The 14,361-nt window shown below is 63.4% G+C and carries 14 protein-coding genes and 1 tRNA gene; 7 read left to right on the top strand and 8 right to left on the bottom strand.

The window, feature by feature from the left end; genetic code table 11:
* On the top strand, positions 1 to 324 hold a 324-nt coding region (locus tag KHP60_RS15650; RefSeq protein WP_213565253.1), incomplete at its 5' end, for a hypothetical protein.
* Between the two features lie 717 nt (positions 325 to 1,041).
* On the opposite strand, the gene KHP60_RS15645 is transcribed toward KHP60_RS15650, so the two are convergent.
* From KHP60_RS15645 to KHP60_RS15620, 6 genes are all read right to left on the bottom strand, one after another.
* Positions 1,042 to 1,115 (bottom strand) — tRNA-Gln (locus KHP60_RS15645).
* Between the two features lie 312 nt (positions 1,116 to 1,427).
* Positions 1,428 to 1,991 carry a Holliday junction resolvase RuvX gene (ruvX, locus tag KHP60_RS15640; RefSeq protein ID WP_213565258.1) on the bottom strand — a complete coding sequence of 188 codons (564 nt, stop codon included), beginning with the start codon at positions 1,989 to 1,991 and terminating at the stop codon, positions 1,428 to 1,430.
* A 213-nt stretch (positions 1,992 to 2,204) separates the two neighbouring features.
* Positions 2,205 to 3,338, bottom strand: coding sequence for an ABC transporter ATP-binding protein (locus KHP60_RS15635; RefSeq protein ID WP_213565252.1), 1,134 nt, complete (start codon positions 3,336 to 3,338; stop codon positions 2,205 to 2,207).
* 18 nt (positions 3,339 to 3,356) lie between these two features.
* A complete protein-coding gene (locus KHP60_RS15630) occupies positions 3,357 to 4,181 on the bottom strand; it encodes a carbohydrate ABC transporter permease (protein ID WP_213565251.1) in 825 nt (274 codons plus the stop codon).
* Entirely contained in the window at positions 4,178 to 5,149 is a 972-nt protein-coding gene (locus tag KHP60_RS15625; RefSeq protein ID WP_213565250.1) for a carbohydrate ABC transporter permease, read from the bottom strand. Before KHP60_RS15625 ends, KHP60_RS15630 begins: the two co-directional genes overlap by 4 nt.
* A 2-nt stretch (positions 5,150 to 5,151) precedes the next feature.
* Positions 5,152 to 6,417, bottom strand: coding sequence for an ABC transporter substrate-binding protein (locus tag KHP60_RS15620; protein ID WP_213565249.1), 1,266 nt, complete (start codon positions 6,415 to 6,417; stop codon positions 5,152 to 5,154).
* Between the two features lie 131 nt (positions 6,418 to 6,548).
* On the opposite strand from KHP60_RS15620, the gene KHP60_RS15615 reads away from it, so the two are divergent.
* From KHP60_RS15615 to KHP60_RS15595, 5 genes are all read left to right on the top strand, one after another.
* Entirely contained in the window at positions 6,549 to 7,256 is a 708-nt protein-coding gene (locus KHP60_RS15615; RefSeq protein ID WP_213565248.1) for a metal-dependent hydrolase, read from the top strand.
* 952 nt (positions 7,257 to 8,208) lie between these two features.
* On the top strand, positions 8,209 to 8,496 hold the full coding sequence (gene gatC / locus KHP60_RS15610) for an Asp-tRNA(Asn)/Glu-tRNA(Gln) amidotransferase subunit GatC (RefSeq protein WP_213565247.1): 288 nt from the start codon (positions 8,209 to 8,211) through the stop codon (positions 8,494 to 8,496).
* Between the two features lie 101 nt (positions 8,497 to 8,597).
* Positions 8,598 to 10,112: an Asp-tRNA(Asn)/Glu-tRNA(Gln) amidotransferase subunit GatA gene (gene gatA / locus KHP60_RS15605; protein ID WP_213565246.1), complete on the top strand. Its 1,515-nt coding sequence runs from the start codon at positions 8,598 to 8,600 to the stop codon at positions 10,110 to 10,112.
* A gap of 5 nt (positions 10,113 to 10,117) precedes the next feature.
* Positions 10,118 to 10,417, top strand: coding sequence for a hypothetical protein (locus KHP60_RS15600; protein WP_409366290.1), 300 nt, complete (start codon positions 10,118 to 10,120; stop codon positions 10,415 to 10,417).
* 120 nt (positions 10,418 to 10,537) lie between these two features.
* Positions 10,538 to 11,458: a DMT family transporter gene (locus KHP60_RS15595; RefSeq protein ID WP_213565244.1), complete on the top strand. Its 921-nt coding sequence runs from the start codon at positions 10,538 to 10,540 to the stop codon at positions 11,456 to 11,458.
* A gap of 10 nt (positions 11,459 to 11,468) precedes the next feature.
* Here KHP60_RS15595 and KHP60_RS15590 read toward each other — a convergent pair whose 3' ends face one another.
* Both KHP60_RS15590 and KHP60_RS15585 read right to left on the bottom strand, forming a co-directional pair.
* Positions 11,469 to 11,996 carry a hypothetical protein gene (locus tag KHP60_RS15590; protein WP_213565243.1) on the bottom strand — a complete coding sequence of 176 codons (528 nt, stop codon included), beginning with the start codon at positions 11,994 to 11,996 and terminating at the stop codon, positions 11,469 to 11,471.
* Between the two features lie 158 nt (positions 11,997 to 12,154).
* Positions 12,155 to 12,484 carry a hypothetical protein gene (locus KHP60_RS15585; protein ID WP_213565242.1) on the bottom strand — a complete coding sequence of 110 codons (330 nt, stop codon included), beginning with the start codon at positions 12,482 to 12,484 and terminating at the stop codon, positions 12,155 to 12,157.
* 337 nt (positions 12,485 to 12,821) lie between these two features.
* Here KHP60_RS15585 and gatB point away from each other — a divergent pair, with 337 nt between their 5' ends.
* Complete coding sequence (gene gatB, locus KHP60_RS15580; protein ID WP_213565241.1) at positions 12,822 to 14,297, top strand: Asp-tRNA(Asn)/Glu-tRNA(Gln) amidotransferase subunit GatB; 1,476 nt, start codon at positions 12,822 to 12,824, stop codon at positions 14,295 to 14,297.
* Positions 14,298 to 14,361: the final 64 nt, after the last annotated feature.

Here is a 14,361-nt window from a genome sequence, read left to right as displayed (position 1 = left end):
TCTCAACTTGAGGAAGGTCGCCGCGCGCACCGGCGACCAGAACACGCGCACGCAGATCAGCGGAATAGGGCTGGGGCATGGCTTGCCTCCCGGGCCATATGCCTGTCAACGCACAGCCCACCCGAATGGATTCAAGTCCAGATCAAAAGCGCTTTAGATGAGAAGATGATGGTTCTCGATTTCTGGGCCCACGGCATGGATATCGCGCTGAAGTTTACGGACGAGCAGATCAAGGCTGTCCGGGGATTGAAGGAGGCTATCGACGCAACATCAGTGCTGCCGGCTGCCATTGGATGGGACGATGAAACCGAAGAGACCGAGTAGAATGCCTGTCGCATTCATTCCTCGGACAACGAACGGATCCTGGTACGCCAATATCGTCCCCTTCTTCAACTGCGCGAATTCGATAGGGATCTTGGAGCCGGATTCATCTGGATTGTAAGACAGGATACCCGAGTTCTTGTCGTACAAGACGTAGTCGTCTTTGTCACTTGACCGGGAGTCGACGACAAGGAACCGATCCTGAAGCTGAACCAGCTTGGAAGGCGTACCTTTGCCGAACTTCGTGAAGATCATGTTGTCGAGCCAGACGGCGTCGTCCCTCGCGCTGAAACCCTTGAGCGCGTCGAAGTTTATCGCTCGATCCGTTTGGACGTCCCCGACTTGGAGATGGCATGAGTTTGTAACGGCATCGACGAGCGGGCGTGAAGAAAAGCCGCGCCTGAACCTTATGACGGCTCAAGGCGCGGCCCCGGCCCGTAATTGCCCCTACGGGAGGCTGTTAGCTAAAGATTAACCTTGGCTGGAATGCGGCTTAGCTTCGCAGTTTATTGGGCCATTCTGTGGAGCCGGCTTTTCCAGGTGGGGCGGACGGGCTGTCCGGCGAGCTCGGTGATGGCGGCAGCTTTCGAACCTGCGACGGAGACTGGAAGGGCCATTCATAGACCCGCAGCCGGGAATTCCAGAACGAACATTGAAAACGCTTCTAAAACCGTCCTGTCGATCAAGACTCTCGAATCAGAAGTTGTCAAAAATCTGAGATGGCTGGGGGACCTGGATTCGAACCAAGACTAGCGGAGTCAGAGTCCGCTGTTCTACCATTAAACTATCCCCCACCGAAGCCTCTGAAATCCTTTGCCTTTTCTGAAACTTATCTCAGCATCTCGGGCAGGGATTCGAAACCGGCGTCGCGGTTCGCGGTGAGATAGGGGGCTTTTGCCGCCGCGTCAAGCCTTCAAGAAGGCGTGTCGGTAAACGAACGGGTGGATTGCGAAGATGAATGACTTGATCTTGTGAAGTAATATATCATCATATTGGCTGCGGATCCAGGAACTGTACCGCTTCGCCAAACCTTTCGAGTATGGTGCTGCACTGTATTTGACGATGAACCGGATCGACTTCGCCGAAAACTGCTCTCGTCCGGCAGCCTAGATTTCCTCGTCCACCGCCCCGCCTTTTGGCGTATCCATATCGAGACCTGATCTGAACGCCGCCTCGTCCTCAGCCGCTTCCGCAGCGGCGGCGATTCTCTCGTAGCGGTCGAGAGCGCCTTGAAGGATGTAAGCGGCAGCCATCTTGTCGACGGCGTCGGCCCGCTTGGCCCGGGAGGCGTCCGCGTCAAGGAGGGTGCGGGTCACCACCATGGTGGACATGCGCTCGTCCCAGAACAGGATGGGCAGAGGCAGGAGGGGCTTCATGTTGCGCACGAAGGCGCGCGTGGCCTGCGAGCGCGGGCCCTCCGTGCCGTCCATGTTGAGCGGCAAGCCGAAGACCAGGCCACCGACCTCGTAGCGCGCGACAAGATCCTTGATGCGGCCCACATCGGGGGTGAACTTCATCCGCTTGATCGTCTCAAGCGGGGTTGCAATGCGCCTTTCCACGTCGGAGAGGGCAAGGCCGATGGTCTTGGTGCCGAGATCGACGCCCATAAGGCGTGCCCGCGGCGCCAGGCCGTCGATGAAGGCGACCAGTTCATCGTCTCGTGAGATCATGGCTGCCACCTCGTACTCCTGCCGGATCCCAGCCAGTATAGGGGAAGTCGCCCGGCGTCGAGACGGGAGAGACGCCGCCATCTCCGATAATCCTCGACGTCATCGCCGGCCTTGTGCCGGTGATCTCGATTCTTTAAGGCGCCGAGTTTTTCCCGTATCGGGATGGCCGGGACAAGCCCGGCCATGACGCGGTAGAGGACCGGCCGCTCAGCCTCACGCAGCGCTTGTCAGATCGGGCGATGACGGGGCGGGGCTTGTGGCGCCGGCGCGTGACGGCAAAGCTTCCCCCGAGCGATTGAACAGGTGGCAGAACTCGCGGGCGAGATCGAGGCTGACGGTGGTTCCCATCTCGTGCCGTGCATCGCCCGGCTCGCGTACGGTCAGGCGGCGGCCCTGACCCACATCGACGTAGAGCAGATGGTTCTCGCCAAGCTCCTCGACCAACTCGACCCGCCCCTTGAGGGAGCCTTGAGGGCTCACACGCACGTGGTCGGGTCTGACACCGAGGGTGACGGGCTCGCCCGGCCCGATACCTGCCGGCGCAACCGGAACGGCCAGGGTTCCGCCGCCGGGCAGGCTCACCAGCACCTCGTTCGGCCCAATGCCAGCGACCTGGCACTCCATGAAATTCATCTGCGGCGAGCCGATGAAGCCGGCGACGAACAGGTTGGCCGGGCGGTGATAGAGCTCGAGCGGCGTGCCGACCTGCTCGATCCGTCCGGCGTTGAGTACCACGATCCGGTTGGCGAGCGTCATCGCCTCCACCTGGTCGTGCGTCACGTAGATCATGGTTGCGCGCGTGTCATGGTGGAGCGTGGCGATCTCGATGCGGGTCTGAACCCGAAGCGCCGCATCGAGGTTGGAGAGCGGCTCGTCGAAGAGAAACACCTCGGGGTTGCGTACGATGGCGCGGCCGATGGCGACGCGCTGGCGCTGGCCGCCGGAGAGCTGCCGGGGCTTGCGATCGAGGAGCGCCTCGATCTGCAGCATGCGCGCAGCCTCGCGCACCTTGGCGTCGATCTGAGCCTTCGAGGACTTCGCCAGCTCCAGGCCGAAGGCCATGTTGTCGTAGACGTTCATGTGCGGGTAGAGCGCGTAGGACTGGAACACCATGGCGATCCCACGCTTGGCAGGAGCAAGATCATTCACACGCTCGCCGCCGATGAAGAGATCGCCGGCGGTAATGTCCTCGAGCCCAGCGATGAGGCGCAGCAGGGTGGATTTCCCGCAGCCGGACGGGCCGACGAAGACGACGAACTCGCCGTCTCGGATGTCGAGATCGACGCCGTGGATGACCTTGATCCGGCCAAAGGATTTCTGGACATTCTTGAGGACGACATCAGCCATTGAACAGCATTCCTTGAACTAGCCCTTCACGGCCCCGGCCGTGAGGCCGGCCACGATCTTGCGCTGGAACACGAGCACCAGGGCGATGATCGGGATCGTCACGATGACGGAGCCTGCCATGATGGTGCCCCAGGGCAGCTCATAGGCCGTCGAGCCGCTCATGAGGGCGATGGCAGGCGGCACCGTGCGCCGCTCGTTGGTGAGCGTGAAGGTGAGGGCGAAGAGGAACTCGTTCCACGACACGATGAAGGCGAGAAGCCCCGTCGTCACGGCCGCGGGCGCCATGAGCGGCAGGAACACGCGCCGCACCACGATCCACGGCGTCGCGCCGTCGACGAAGGCCGCCTCCTCGATCTCCTTCGGCAATTCGCGCATGAAGGTGGTGAGCACCCAGATCGTGAAGGGCAGGGTGAGCATGAGATTGGCGAGGATCAGCCCAGGCAGGGTGTTGTAGAGGCCAAAAGCTCGGATCAGCTCGAACATACCGGCGAGCACCGCCACCTGAGGAAACATGGAGACGGCGAGGATCGTCATGAGCAGGAGCGAGCGGCCGCGAAAGGCGATGCGCCCGAAGGCGTAGGCCGCCGTGATCCCCAGGCCCAGCGACAGGGCGACCACGGAGCCCGACACGACGATCGAGTTCAGGATGTTCTGGCCGAAGGGCTGGCGCTCGAACACGGCGAAATAATTCGAAAGATCCAACCGCTCCGGCCAATAGGCCACCGAGAACAATTCGCTTCCGGATCGGAAGGACGAGATGACGGCGTAGTAGAACGGAAAAACCGCGAAGAACGCAATGACGATCACGAGCAGCCAAAAGCCAATCCGCGCGAGAAACCTCATCGCGGATCCTCCCCGAGCCGAACACGCCCGGCCGCGAGCGTGATCACGACGATGAGGGCGATGATCAGGAAGATCAGCGTCGAGGCAGCGGAGCCGAGGCCCACCTCCTGGAAATCGACGAGCTGCTGGCGCGCATAAACGGACATGGAGGCCGTGTCCTTCGAGTTCGACGTCAGAACATAGATGAGATCGAAGACGCGTAGGGCATCGAGGGAACGGAAGATCACCGCGACCAGCAGCGCCGGCTTGATGAGCGGCAGGGTCACTCGGAAGAAGACGCGAATGGGAGAAACGCCGTCCACTTTCGCAGCCTCGTAGATATCCTGCGGCAGCATCTGAAGGGCGGCCAGGATGAGCAGGGCCATGAAGGACGTGTGCTTCCAGACATCCACCATGACGGCGGCCCATAACGCCGTGTCCGTATTGGCCGTCCAGCTGACGGGCGCGGCGATCAGGCCGATGCGCAGCAGGAGATCGTTGATGACGCCGAACTGGTCGTGCAGCATCCAGTTCCACATCTTGGCCGACACGATGGTGGGGATCGCCCAGGGGATCAGGACGATGGCCCGCATGATGCCGCGGCCCGGGAACGCCGCGTTCAGGATCAGCGCCACGACGATGCCGAGCACCGTCTCGATGGAAACCGACACGAGGGTGAACCACAGGGTGTTCCAGACGGAATGCCACCAGTCGGGCTCGGTCAGGATCCCGAACCACTCGCCGTCGTAGTTGGCGAGATAATTCTCGAAGCCGATGAAGTCGTAATCGCTCAGATTGTTGAGGTCGGCATCGGTGAGGCTGAACCAGATCGTCCGCACCAGGGGCCAGCCGGCAATGAGCGCAACGACGATCAGGCTCGGCGCGATGAAGAGCCACGCCGCCCTGATGCGCGAGCGCGTCAGCGATGAGCGGCGTCCCTGCACCTGTTGCTGAACAGGGACGCCGTCCTGAGCGACGGCACCGCTCATGATCATTGCCAGCCGTTGCGCTTGATCCGCTTCAGGTCACGATCCAGGCGGTTCAGCGCCTGCGCGGGTTCCGCACGCTTGGAGAGAACCTGGTGCACCGCATTGAAGAACTCGGTCGAGACCTTGTTGTAGTTCTGTCCCGTCACGGTGGCAGGGCGCGCGACCGCATTGCTGAACACGTCGACGAGATCGCCGATGAACGGATTGGCCTTGGCGATGTCGGCGTCGCTGTAGAGCGACACGATGGTCGGATTGAAGGAGCCTTCGACCGCACGGCGCTTCTGCTCGGCCTCGCTCGTCAGATACATCACGAGATCGGTCGCGGCCTCGGCATTTTTGGAATATTTGGACACGGCGAGAAGCTGCCCGCCGAGAGTGCCCGCATGGCGATCATCCGCGCCGCCCTTCGGCAGGGGCGCAATGCCGACCTTGTCCTTGATGGTGCTATCGGCTCCTTGCGCCAGCGCCCAGGCATAAGGCCAATTGCGCATGAAAGCGGCGTTGCCGGATTGGAAGACGCCGCGCGCCTCCTCCTCCGTGTAGTTGAGCACCCCTTCGGGCGTGATCGTGCCGACCCAGCCAGCGGCCATCTTCAGGGCCTCGATGGCCTTCGGATTCTCGATGGTGACCTCGCCCTTCTCGTCGACGATGGTGCCGCCATTGTAGGAGGCGATCCATTCGAGCGCGTTGGTGGTCAGGCCCTCATACGCGCGGCCCTGCCAGGTATAGCCCCAGAAGTCGCCGCGGCCCTCCTTGCGCTCGCCCTCCTGGATGAGGCGGGCCGTCTCGTTGAGATCGGCCCATGTCTGCGGCACGGGCCGCTTGTATTTGTCCAGAAGGTCCTTGCGGTAATAGAGCAGGCCCGCATCGGCGAACCACGGTACGGCCATCAGCTTGCCCTCGACCCGGCTGGTCTCGACCATGGCGGGAAGATGATCGCCGATCGTGCCTTGCGCCTTGGAGGTCAGGTCGAGCAGGTGATTGCCCAGGGTGCCGGTCCAGACCACGTCGATCTGGAACACGTCGATGTCGCCGGCGCCCGCGGCGAGAAGCTGCTGAAACAGGGCGAGACGCTCGGTGGCGGAGTTGGGCGTCGAGACGATCTTGACCGTGTTGCCGGTTTTGCTCGCCCAGGCGTCGACGCCCTGCTTGCAGATCTCGTATTCCTTGCCGAGCGCGCTGCACGAGATGGAGATCTCGACAGCCCAGGCACTGGTGGATGCGAGAAGTCCGGCGGCTGCCGCGAAGCTGGCGATGAGGCGGGGCATGGCTATCCTCCTGCAGACTTGATGTTTATTGCTTAGCTTCTTAAAGCCCGACCTGCCGTTTTGTTCCTGTGGAACGTGGTCGACGGCCCGCGTCTGCCCCATCTCATGTTGCCGAATACAAGGGAATTCTCATGAAAATCACATGGTTCGGTCATTCCGCCTTCCGGCTCGACTTCGCCGGCAAGGCCGTGCTCATCGATCCGTTCTTCACCGGCAACCCAGCCTTCGAAGGCGACACGGCGAGGATCACCGAGGGCATCTCCCACGTCCTCCTCACGCACGGCCATGGGGACCATGTGGGCGACACCGTCCACATTGCGAAGAGTACGGGCGCCAAGGTCGTCACCAATTTCGAGCTCTGCATGTATCTCGCCAAGCAGGGCGTTCAGAACTTCGATCCCATGAACACGGGCGGCACGACGGATCAGGACGGCTTCACCGTCACCCTGGTGCGGGCGGATCACTCCTCCGGCCTCGTGGAGATGGACGTGAACTTCCCGCTCGGCAGCGCCAATGGGATTGTCGTGAAGGCGCCGGGCGAGCCGACGATCTACCACATGGGCGACACGGACATTTTCGGCGACATGGCCCTGATCGCCGAGATCCATAAGCCCGACGTGGTGATCGTGCCCATCGGCGACCGGTTCACGATGGGGCCCGAGGTGGCGGCCCTGGCGGTCGAGCGCTATTTCAGCGGCGCGAAGGCCGCTATCCCTTGCCACTACGCCTCCTTCCCGCCGCTGGTGCCCAACGCCGACCGCTTCGTCGCGGCTCTCGATGGCAAGGGCATTCAGGTCGTGGTGCCGCACAAGACCGTGGGCGTGACGGTGCAAAAGTAACCCGCCGTCATCGCCTCCCCGGACTTGATCCGGGGACGGGTGCCGGTGATCTCGATGTGGAACAGCGCGGCGCTTGTCCGATCGGGATGGCCGGCACAAGGCCGGCCATGACGTGGGAGGGTGTGATGACGTCTGCGAGGGGATGATCGTCTCCTGTCCAAGAGCCAGCACCCGTAGGCCCAGAGCTTGGGAGCCCTGAGCCGTCAGGTTGATCGAGGGTGGCGCGAGTGGCGGCCCGGCTCGATGATCTAGGGTTTGATGGAAGAGCCAGGATGCCTCTTCGCACGCGGTACTTTTAGGCGTTGAGACTTGGACCAGCACCCGGCTGCCAAGGGCCTCCTGCCAACAGGCGTGCGAGGCCTGCGGCGGGACCGCTCCCCGCCCCACATCTGCGACGCCTCGCGAGCGCGCCCCCCGTCGGGCCGGGATGAGCACAGGTCTAGCCCAGGTGATACATAGTGTCAAGAACAAAGTGAGAACATAGCGTTACATCCGCTCTCCCCCGTCATCACCGGGCTCGTGCCAGTGATCCCGATGGATTGAAGCACCGCGCCTCTCAGCATCGGGATGGCCGGGTCAAGCCCGGCCATGACGGCAAAGGGTGTGACCAAGGCAGGCGCAGGACGAAGGAGGGTGTGTCCAATGACAGTGTGACCCGGGACAGTGTCCTGCCCCACCGCGTCATCACCGTTCCCGCCCCGTCATCACCGGCCCTCGGACCCTCCGACGTCATCACCGGCCTCGTGCCGGTGATCCCGATGGTTTCGAGCGCCGTGCCCCGCCCAATCGGGATGGCCGGAACAGGCCCGGCCATGACGGGGAGGTGTTATTCCCGCGAGGGCGCGCACACCGGCAGTGTCATAGGAAGGCCTCCCCGCACATCCAACATTGCCCCCCGAGGCAGGCGGGTGCTATAGGCCGCGGAAGCTATTTCCAAGAGGTTAGACCATTCATGTCGGTCGATGAGAAAACGGTCCGCCGCATCGCCCATCTGGCGCGCATTGCCGTGACGGATGCGGAGGTGCCTCATCTCCAGGGTGAACTCAACGCAATTCTCTCCTTCGTCGAGCAGCTCAACGAGGTCGACGTGGAGGGCGTGGAGCCCATGACGTCCGTAACGCCGATGGTCATGAAGAAGCGCCAGGACGGCGTGACCGACGGCGGCTATCCGGAGAAGATCGTCCAGAACGCCCCCGCCACGGAAGACAACTTCTTCCTGGTACCGAAGGTGGTCGAATAGAGCGCAGCCTCGTTCGACCATCCCCGGGCAAGCGCAGCGCGACCTGGGGATCCCGAGAAGATTATGGCGCCGTTTCGGCGCCGAAGAAGAGATCCAGTCCCGTGACCGAACTGACCCATCTCACGATTGCCGAGGCCCGCGACGGCCTGAAGGCCAAGACCTTCTCTGCCGTGGAACTCGCACAGGCCCATATCGATGCCATCGAGAAGGCGAGGGCGCTCAACGCCTACCTGGTCGAAACGCCGGAGAAGGCGCTTTCCATGGCCAAGGCCTCGGACGAGAAGATCGCCAGGGGCGAGGGCGGGGCGCTCGAGGGCATTCCGCTCGGCATCAAGGACCTGTTCTGCACCGAGGGTACGGTCACAACCGCCGGCTCCAAGATCCTCGGCAACTTCAACCCGGCTTATGAATCCACCGTCACCCGGAATCTCTGGAATGACGGCGCCGTGATGCTCGGCAAGCTCAACCTGGACGAGTTCGCCATGGGCTCCTCCAACGAGACCAGCGCCTTCGGGCCCGTCGTGTCGCCCTGGCGGCGCGAGGGCTCGAATGTAAGCGCCGGCGCGTCCGGCGCCATCGAGGGCACGCACCTCGTCCCCGGCGGCTCCTCGGGCGGCTCGGCGGCAGCGGTTGCCGCGCATCTGTGCCTGGGCGCCACCGCGACCGATACGGGCGGCTCGATCCGCCAGCCGGCGGCCTTCACCGGCACCGTCGGCATCAAGCCGACCTATGGGCGCGTCTCCCGATGGGGCACGGTGGCCTTCGCCTCGTCCCTGGACCAGGCCGGCCCGATCACCCGCACGGTGAGGGATTCGGCCATCATGCTGCGGTCCATGTCCGGCCCCGATCCCAAGGACACCACCTGCGTCGACTTACCCGTGCCTGATTTCGAGGCGGCCATCTCCCGCGGCGTCAAGGGCCTCAAGATCGGCATTCCGAAGGAATACCGGGTCGACGGCATGTCGCCCGAGATCGAGCAGCTCTGGCACCAGGGCGCCGAATGGCTTCGCGCCGCCGGCGCCGAGATCGTCGAGGTGTCGCTGCCGCACACCAAATACGCGCTGCCCGCCTATTACATCGTGGCTCCCGCCGAGGCTTCCTCGAACCTCGCGCGCTATGACGGCGTGCGCTACGGCCTGCGCGAGAACGGCCGGGACATCGTCGATCTCTACGAGAAGACCCGCGCCGCCGGCTTCGGGCGCGAGGTCAAGCGCCGGATCATGATCGGCACCTATGTGCTCTCCGCCGGCTATTACGACGCCTATTACGTCCGGGCCCAGAAGCTGCGCACCCTGATCAAGCGCGACTTCGAGGAGGTCTACGCTAAAGGAGTGCACGCCATCCTCACCCCGGCCACGCCGTCGTCCGCCTTCGGCATCGGCGAGAAGGGCTCGGGCGATCCGGTCGAGATGTACCTCAACGACATCTTCACCGTGACGGTGAACATGGCCGGCCTGCCGGGCATCGCCGTTCCGGCCGGGCTCGACGCGCAAGGCCTGCCGCTCGGCCTTCAGCTCATCGGCCGCGCCTTCGACGAGGAGACCCTCTTCGCCGCCGGTCAGGTGATCGAGGATTCCGCCGGCCGCATCGAGCTGCCCCAGGCCTGGTGGGCTTGAATCGCGTGCACCCCACCGTTCCCGTCATCCATCTCTGGGACTGGCTGCCCGCGGCCTTCGATCCTGTCCTGATCCTCATCGCCGTCTGGCTCGGCTGGAAGGCCGACCAGTTCGGCAAGGTGCTGATCATCGGCATGGTCGCGCTGGCGGTGTCGGCGCTCGTCTCCTGGGCAATCAGCAGCCTGGGGCTGCCCTGGATCGCGCCGGTTCGGTCGGATGGCCTGACCCTGTTCCCGGTGCGCTTCGTCGCCGCAATGCTCTGGGCGAGCGGCGCCTATGCCGCGCGGCGGGTGGCGAGGCGCTAAGGCAGCCCTCATTTTTGCGCCGCGATAGTTCGGCCTACACCGAAGCTTCATACGGCGACAGTCTTCGCAGGCTGTGCCAGGTTCGTGCCGCTTTCCATCGAGACGCACGGACCTTCCACCATGGCGACGAACCCCCTCAGGCCCAACCATGCCATCGAGCTCACGCTCCTGGCGACCCTCGCGACGCTCTGGGCTTCGTCCTACACCTTCATCAAGATCGGGATCGACACGATTCCGCCCGTGACCCTGATCGCCGCCCGCACGCTGATCGCGGGCGGAATCCTCGTTCTGATCATGCGGTGGCGCGGAATCCTCCTTCCCCGGGACGGGGCGAGCTGGCGGAATTTTGCGGTACAAGCATGCCTCAACAGCGTCATTCCTTTCACGCTCATTGCCTGGGCGGAAAAGTCCATCGATGCCGGCCTCGCCGTGATCCTGAACTCGATGACCCCGGTCTTCACCTTCCTGATCACGTGGCTCTGGTCCCGCCACGAGGCGACGTCTTTCCGCAAATTCACCGGGGTCATTCTCGGCCTTGCCGGAACCTGCATCATCGTCGGAAGCCAGGCCTTCACTCATGTCGGCCAGGAGTTGACCGCACAGCTCGCCGTCGTGCTGGCCACGATCTGTTATGCCGGTGCCGCGATTTTCGGGCGCAACTTCAAGAATCTCGATCCCATGGCTCCGGCGGCCGGTTCGCTCCTGTCAGGAGCGATGATCCTGCTGCCCCTGAGCCTCGTTGTGGACCGGCCCTGGACCCTGGCCCCGTCGGGGGCATCGGTCATGGCGCTCTTCGGCCTCGCCGTGTTCTCGACGGCCATGGCCTTCGTCATCTATTTCCGCCTGATCCATACCCTCGGCTCGGTCGGCACGACGGCTCAGGCCTATCTCAGGGCGCCGATCGGCATCGCCATCGGAGCCTATTTCCTGGGCGAGAGCCTCAGCGAGGCGGCCTGGATCGGGCTTCTCTTCATCCTCGCAGGCGTGGCCGCCATGACGATCCCGCAAGGCAAGCGGAAGACGATCATTCAAGCGGCATGAGGGCAGGGCATCAGGTCTCGGCCAATCCTGCCCCAGCCCCGGCCGGATTGCCGAGCGCCGTGGCGATCTCCGCCAGCGTCGCCTTCTCGGCATCGCTCACGGTCACGCCGCCGAAGCCTAGGAAGCCGCCTTCCTTGCCGGCCTCCGCCGATTTCTGGGCGACGCTCCACAGCCAGGATTTGAAGGCAGGAGCCTCCTCGGGTGCCTTGGCGTCGAGCAGGGTCGAGACGGCGTGGAGCTCCTCGATGGCCTTGCGCTTGATGTCGACGAACTGGCTGCCCTTGAACTGAGCCTGAAAGGACTCGCGGACCGCGTTCCGGGTTTCCGTGTTGGCGATGTCGTCGGCGACGGCCTTCACGAGAGGCGTGGCCTGCGCGTCCTGCTTCGCCTCCAGGAGCGCCCAGCCGCTCGACATGGATTCCTGCAGCAGGCTCCAGAGCCCGCCGGGATCCGCCGCGGTGATCGCCATGCTGGCGACGACCGGGCTTGCGACGAGACGGGACCATTCCTCAGGGGTGAAGCTCGACTTGCTGGCCATCGCAATGCTCCTCGTGCTCTGCCGGTAGCGGGGAATTCTTCAAGCCTAACCGTTGCCGCTTCGGCTTGGTTCCTCGCGGGTCGGATGGTGCTCCACGCGAAAATGGGTCTGACCCGGAGGTCAGACCCACCATGCGCAGCGTTACGCGAGACGCGAAGTTACTGCGGGTTCGCCGGAGCCGAAGGAGCGGCCGGGGAAGACGGGCTTGCCGGGGCTGCGGGAGCCGCCGGGGACGACGGAGTCGTCGGGGTTGCCGGAGCGGTCGAGCCGGTGCTCGGCGACGAGCTCTCCGTCTGGGTGCCGGTGCTGCCGGTGGTGCTCGGTTCGTTGCTGCCGCCATCGTAGAAGAGGAAGGCCAGAAGGCCCAGCGCGACAACAAGACCGCCGATCACGTAAGCAAGAGTGTTCGAGCCGCGCTTCGTGTTATCGTAGACATTGGTCTCGCGATTGTAGACATTCGGTTCGCGATCCATAGGATCCATAGCCATTTTGAAACTCCTTGACCGTTTTACCTCCCGAACAACGCCGTATGTCGGATGGGGTTTCATCCGAGCGTGGCAATTATTTTCGATATCTGTGCATAAATTGTTTCTAATCTTAACGATCGGTTAAGCAATCTGAACACCCGTTCATGTTGAAGGGGGTTGACCCGTCCGAGGGTCGCTCTTACTCCGGGTAGAGCATCGTGCGGAAAAGTGGACCCGGTTTTTCCGCGCACAACGATGCTCTCATTTTATGGAGAAAGCATCGGATGGGTCCCAAAAGTGCAGATCCACTTTTGGGTCCGATGCTTCAGCATAGGCGAGAGATAAAGGCGCAAGGTTCATGAACGCTCCGGTCAACCCTAAGAAGCTCATCAAAGGTGCGACAGGCGATTGGGAAATCGTCGTCGGGATGGAGATCCATGCCCAGGTGACGAGCCAGGCCAAGCTGTTCTCCGGCGCCTCGACGGCCTTTGGCGGCGATCCGAACAGCCACGTTTCCCTGGTGGATGCGGCCATGCCCGGCATGCTGCCCGTGATCAACGAGGAGTGTGTGCGCCAGGCCATCCGCACCGGCCTGGGCCTCAAGGCCGAGATCAACCTGCGCAGCACCTTCGACCGCAAGAACTACTTCTATCCGGACCTGCCGCAGGGCTACCAGATCAGCCAGTACAAGAGCCCCATCGTGGGCGAGGGCGAGGTGATCGTGGATGTGCCCGAGAGCGGCGAGACCATCACCGTGCGCATCGAGCGGCTGCATCTCGAGCAGGATGCCGGCAAGTCGATCCACGACCTGCACCCCACCTTGAGCTTCGTCGACCTCAACCGCTCGGGCGTCGCCCTCATGGAGATCGTGTCGAAGCCGGACCTGCGCTCCGCCGACGAGGCGCGCGCCTATGTCACCAAGCTGCGCACGATCCTGCGCTATCTCGGCACCTGCGACGGCGACATGGACAAGGGCAACCTCCGCGCCGACGTGAACGTCTCCGTGCGCCGTCCCGGCGAGGAGCTCGGCACCCGCTGCGAGATCAAGAACGTCAACTCCATCCGGTTCATCGGCCAGGCCATCGAGGTCGAGGCGCGCCGCCAGATCGCGATCCTCGAGGATGGCGGCAGGATCGACCAGGAGACCCGCCTCTACGATCCGGGCAAGGGCGAGACCCGCTCCATGCGCTCCAAGGAAGAGGCGCACGATTACCGCTACTTCCCCGATCCGGACCTGCTGCCGCTCGAATTTGACCAGGCCTATGTGGACGATCTCGCCCAGCACCTGCCGGAACTGCCGGATGAGAAGAAGGCCCGCTTCATGGCCGATTACGGCCTCTCACCCTACGACGCGAGCGTGCTGGTGGCCGAGCGCGCCTCCGCCGACTTCTTCGAGGAAGTGGCGAAAGGCCGCGACGGCAAGGCCGCGGCGAACTGGATCATCAACGAACTGTTCGGCCGCCTCAACAAGGAAGGCAAGGACATCACCGAAACCCCAGTCTCAGCGTCGCAGCTCGGCGCCATCATCGAGCTGATCGGCGAGAATGTGATCTCGGGCAAGATCGCCAAGGATCTGTTCGAGATCGTCTTCACCGAAGGCGGCGACCCGCGCGAAATCGTGGAGAAGCGCGGCATGAAGCAGGTGACCGACACGGGCGCGATCGAGAAGGCCGTGGACGAGATCATCGCCGCCAACCCGGACAAGGTGGAGCAGGCGAAGGCGAAGCCGACCCTGCTCGGCTGGTTCGTCGGTCAGACCATGAAGGCCACGGGCGGCAAGGCCAACCCGCAGGCCCTCAACGAGATCCTGAAGCAGAAGCTCGGGATCGAGTAAGGCCTTTCGGCCGACCGGCGGAACGCGAGAGCTTCCGCCGGGCTCTTGCAAGGCGCCTCATCCC

The sequence above is a fragment of the Microvirga sp. 3-52 genome, from assembly GCF_018383585.1.
Taxonomy (GTDB): domain Bacteria; phylum Pseudomonadota; class Alphaproteobacteria; order Rhizobiales; family Beijerinckiaceae; genus Microvirga.
Note: the sequence above shows the minus strand (reverse complement) of the source record. Positions and strands in the feature narration are given on the sequence as shown.

Coding starts and splice junctions, on each gene's coding strand:
- KHP60_RS15590 (WP_213565243.1), bottom strand. CDS start 11,996: ATGGCCAGCAAGTCGAGCTTCACCCCTGAGGAATGGTCCCGTCTCGTC.
- KHP60_RS15635 (WP_213565252.1), bottom strand. CDS start 3,338: ATGGCTGATGTCGTCCTCAAGAATGTCCAGAAATCCTTTGGCCGGATC.
- ruvX (WP_213565258.1), bottom strand. CDS start 1,991: ATGATCTCACGAGACGATGAACTGGTCGCCTTCATCGACGGCCTGGCG.
- KHP60_RS15630 (WP_213565251.1), bottom strand. CDS start 4,181: ATGAGGTTTCTCGCGCGGATTGGCTTTTGGCTGCTCGTGATCGTCATT.
- KHP60_RS15625 (WP_213565250.1), bottom strand. CDS start 5,149: ATGAGCGGTGCCGTCGCTCAGGACGGCGTCCCTGTTCAGCAACAGGTG.
- KHP60_RS15595 (WP_213565244.1), top strand. CDS start 10,538: ATGGCGACGAACCCCCTCAGGCCCAACCATGCCATCGAGCTCACGCTC.
- gatC (WP_213565247.1), top strand. CDS start 8,209: ATGTCGGTCGATGAGAAAACGGTCCGCCGCATCGCCCATCTGGCGCGC.
- KHP60_RS15585 (WP_213565242.1), bottom strand. CDS start 12,484: ATGGCTATGGATCCTATGGATCGCGAACCGAATGTCTACAATCGCGAG.
- KHP60_RS15615 (WP_213565248.1), top strand. CDS start 6,549: ATGAAAATCACATGGTTCGGTCATTCCGCCTTCCGGCTCGACTTCGCC.
- KHP60_RS15620 (WP_213565249.1), bottom strand. CDS start 6,417: ATGCCCCGCCTCATCGCCAGCTTCGCGGCAGCCGCCGGACTTCTCGCA.
- gatB (WP_213565241.1), top strand. CDS start 12,822: ATGAACGCTCCGGTCAACCCTAAGAAGCTCATCAAAGGTGCGACAGGC.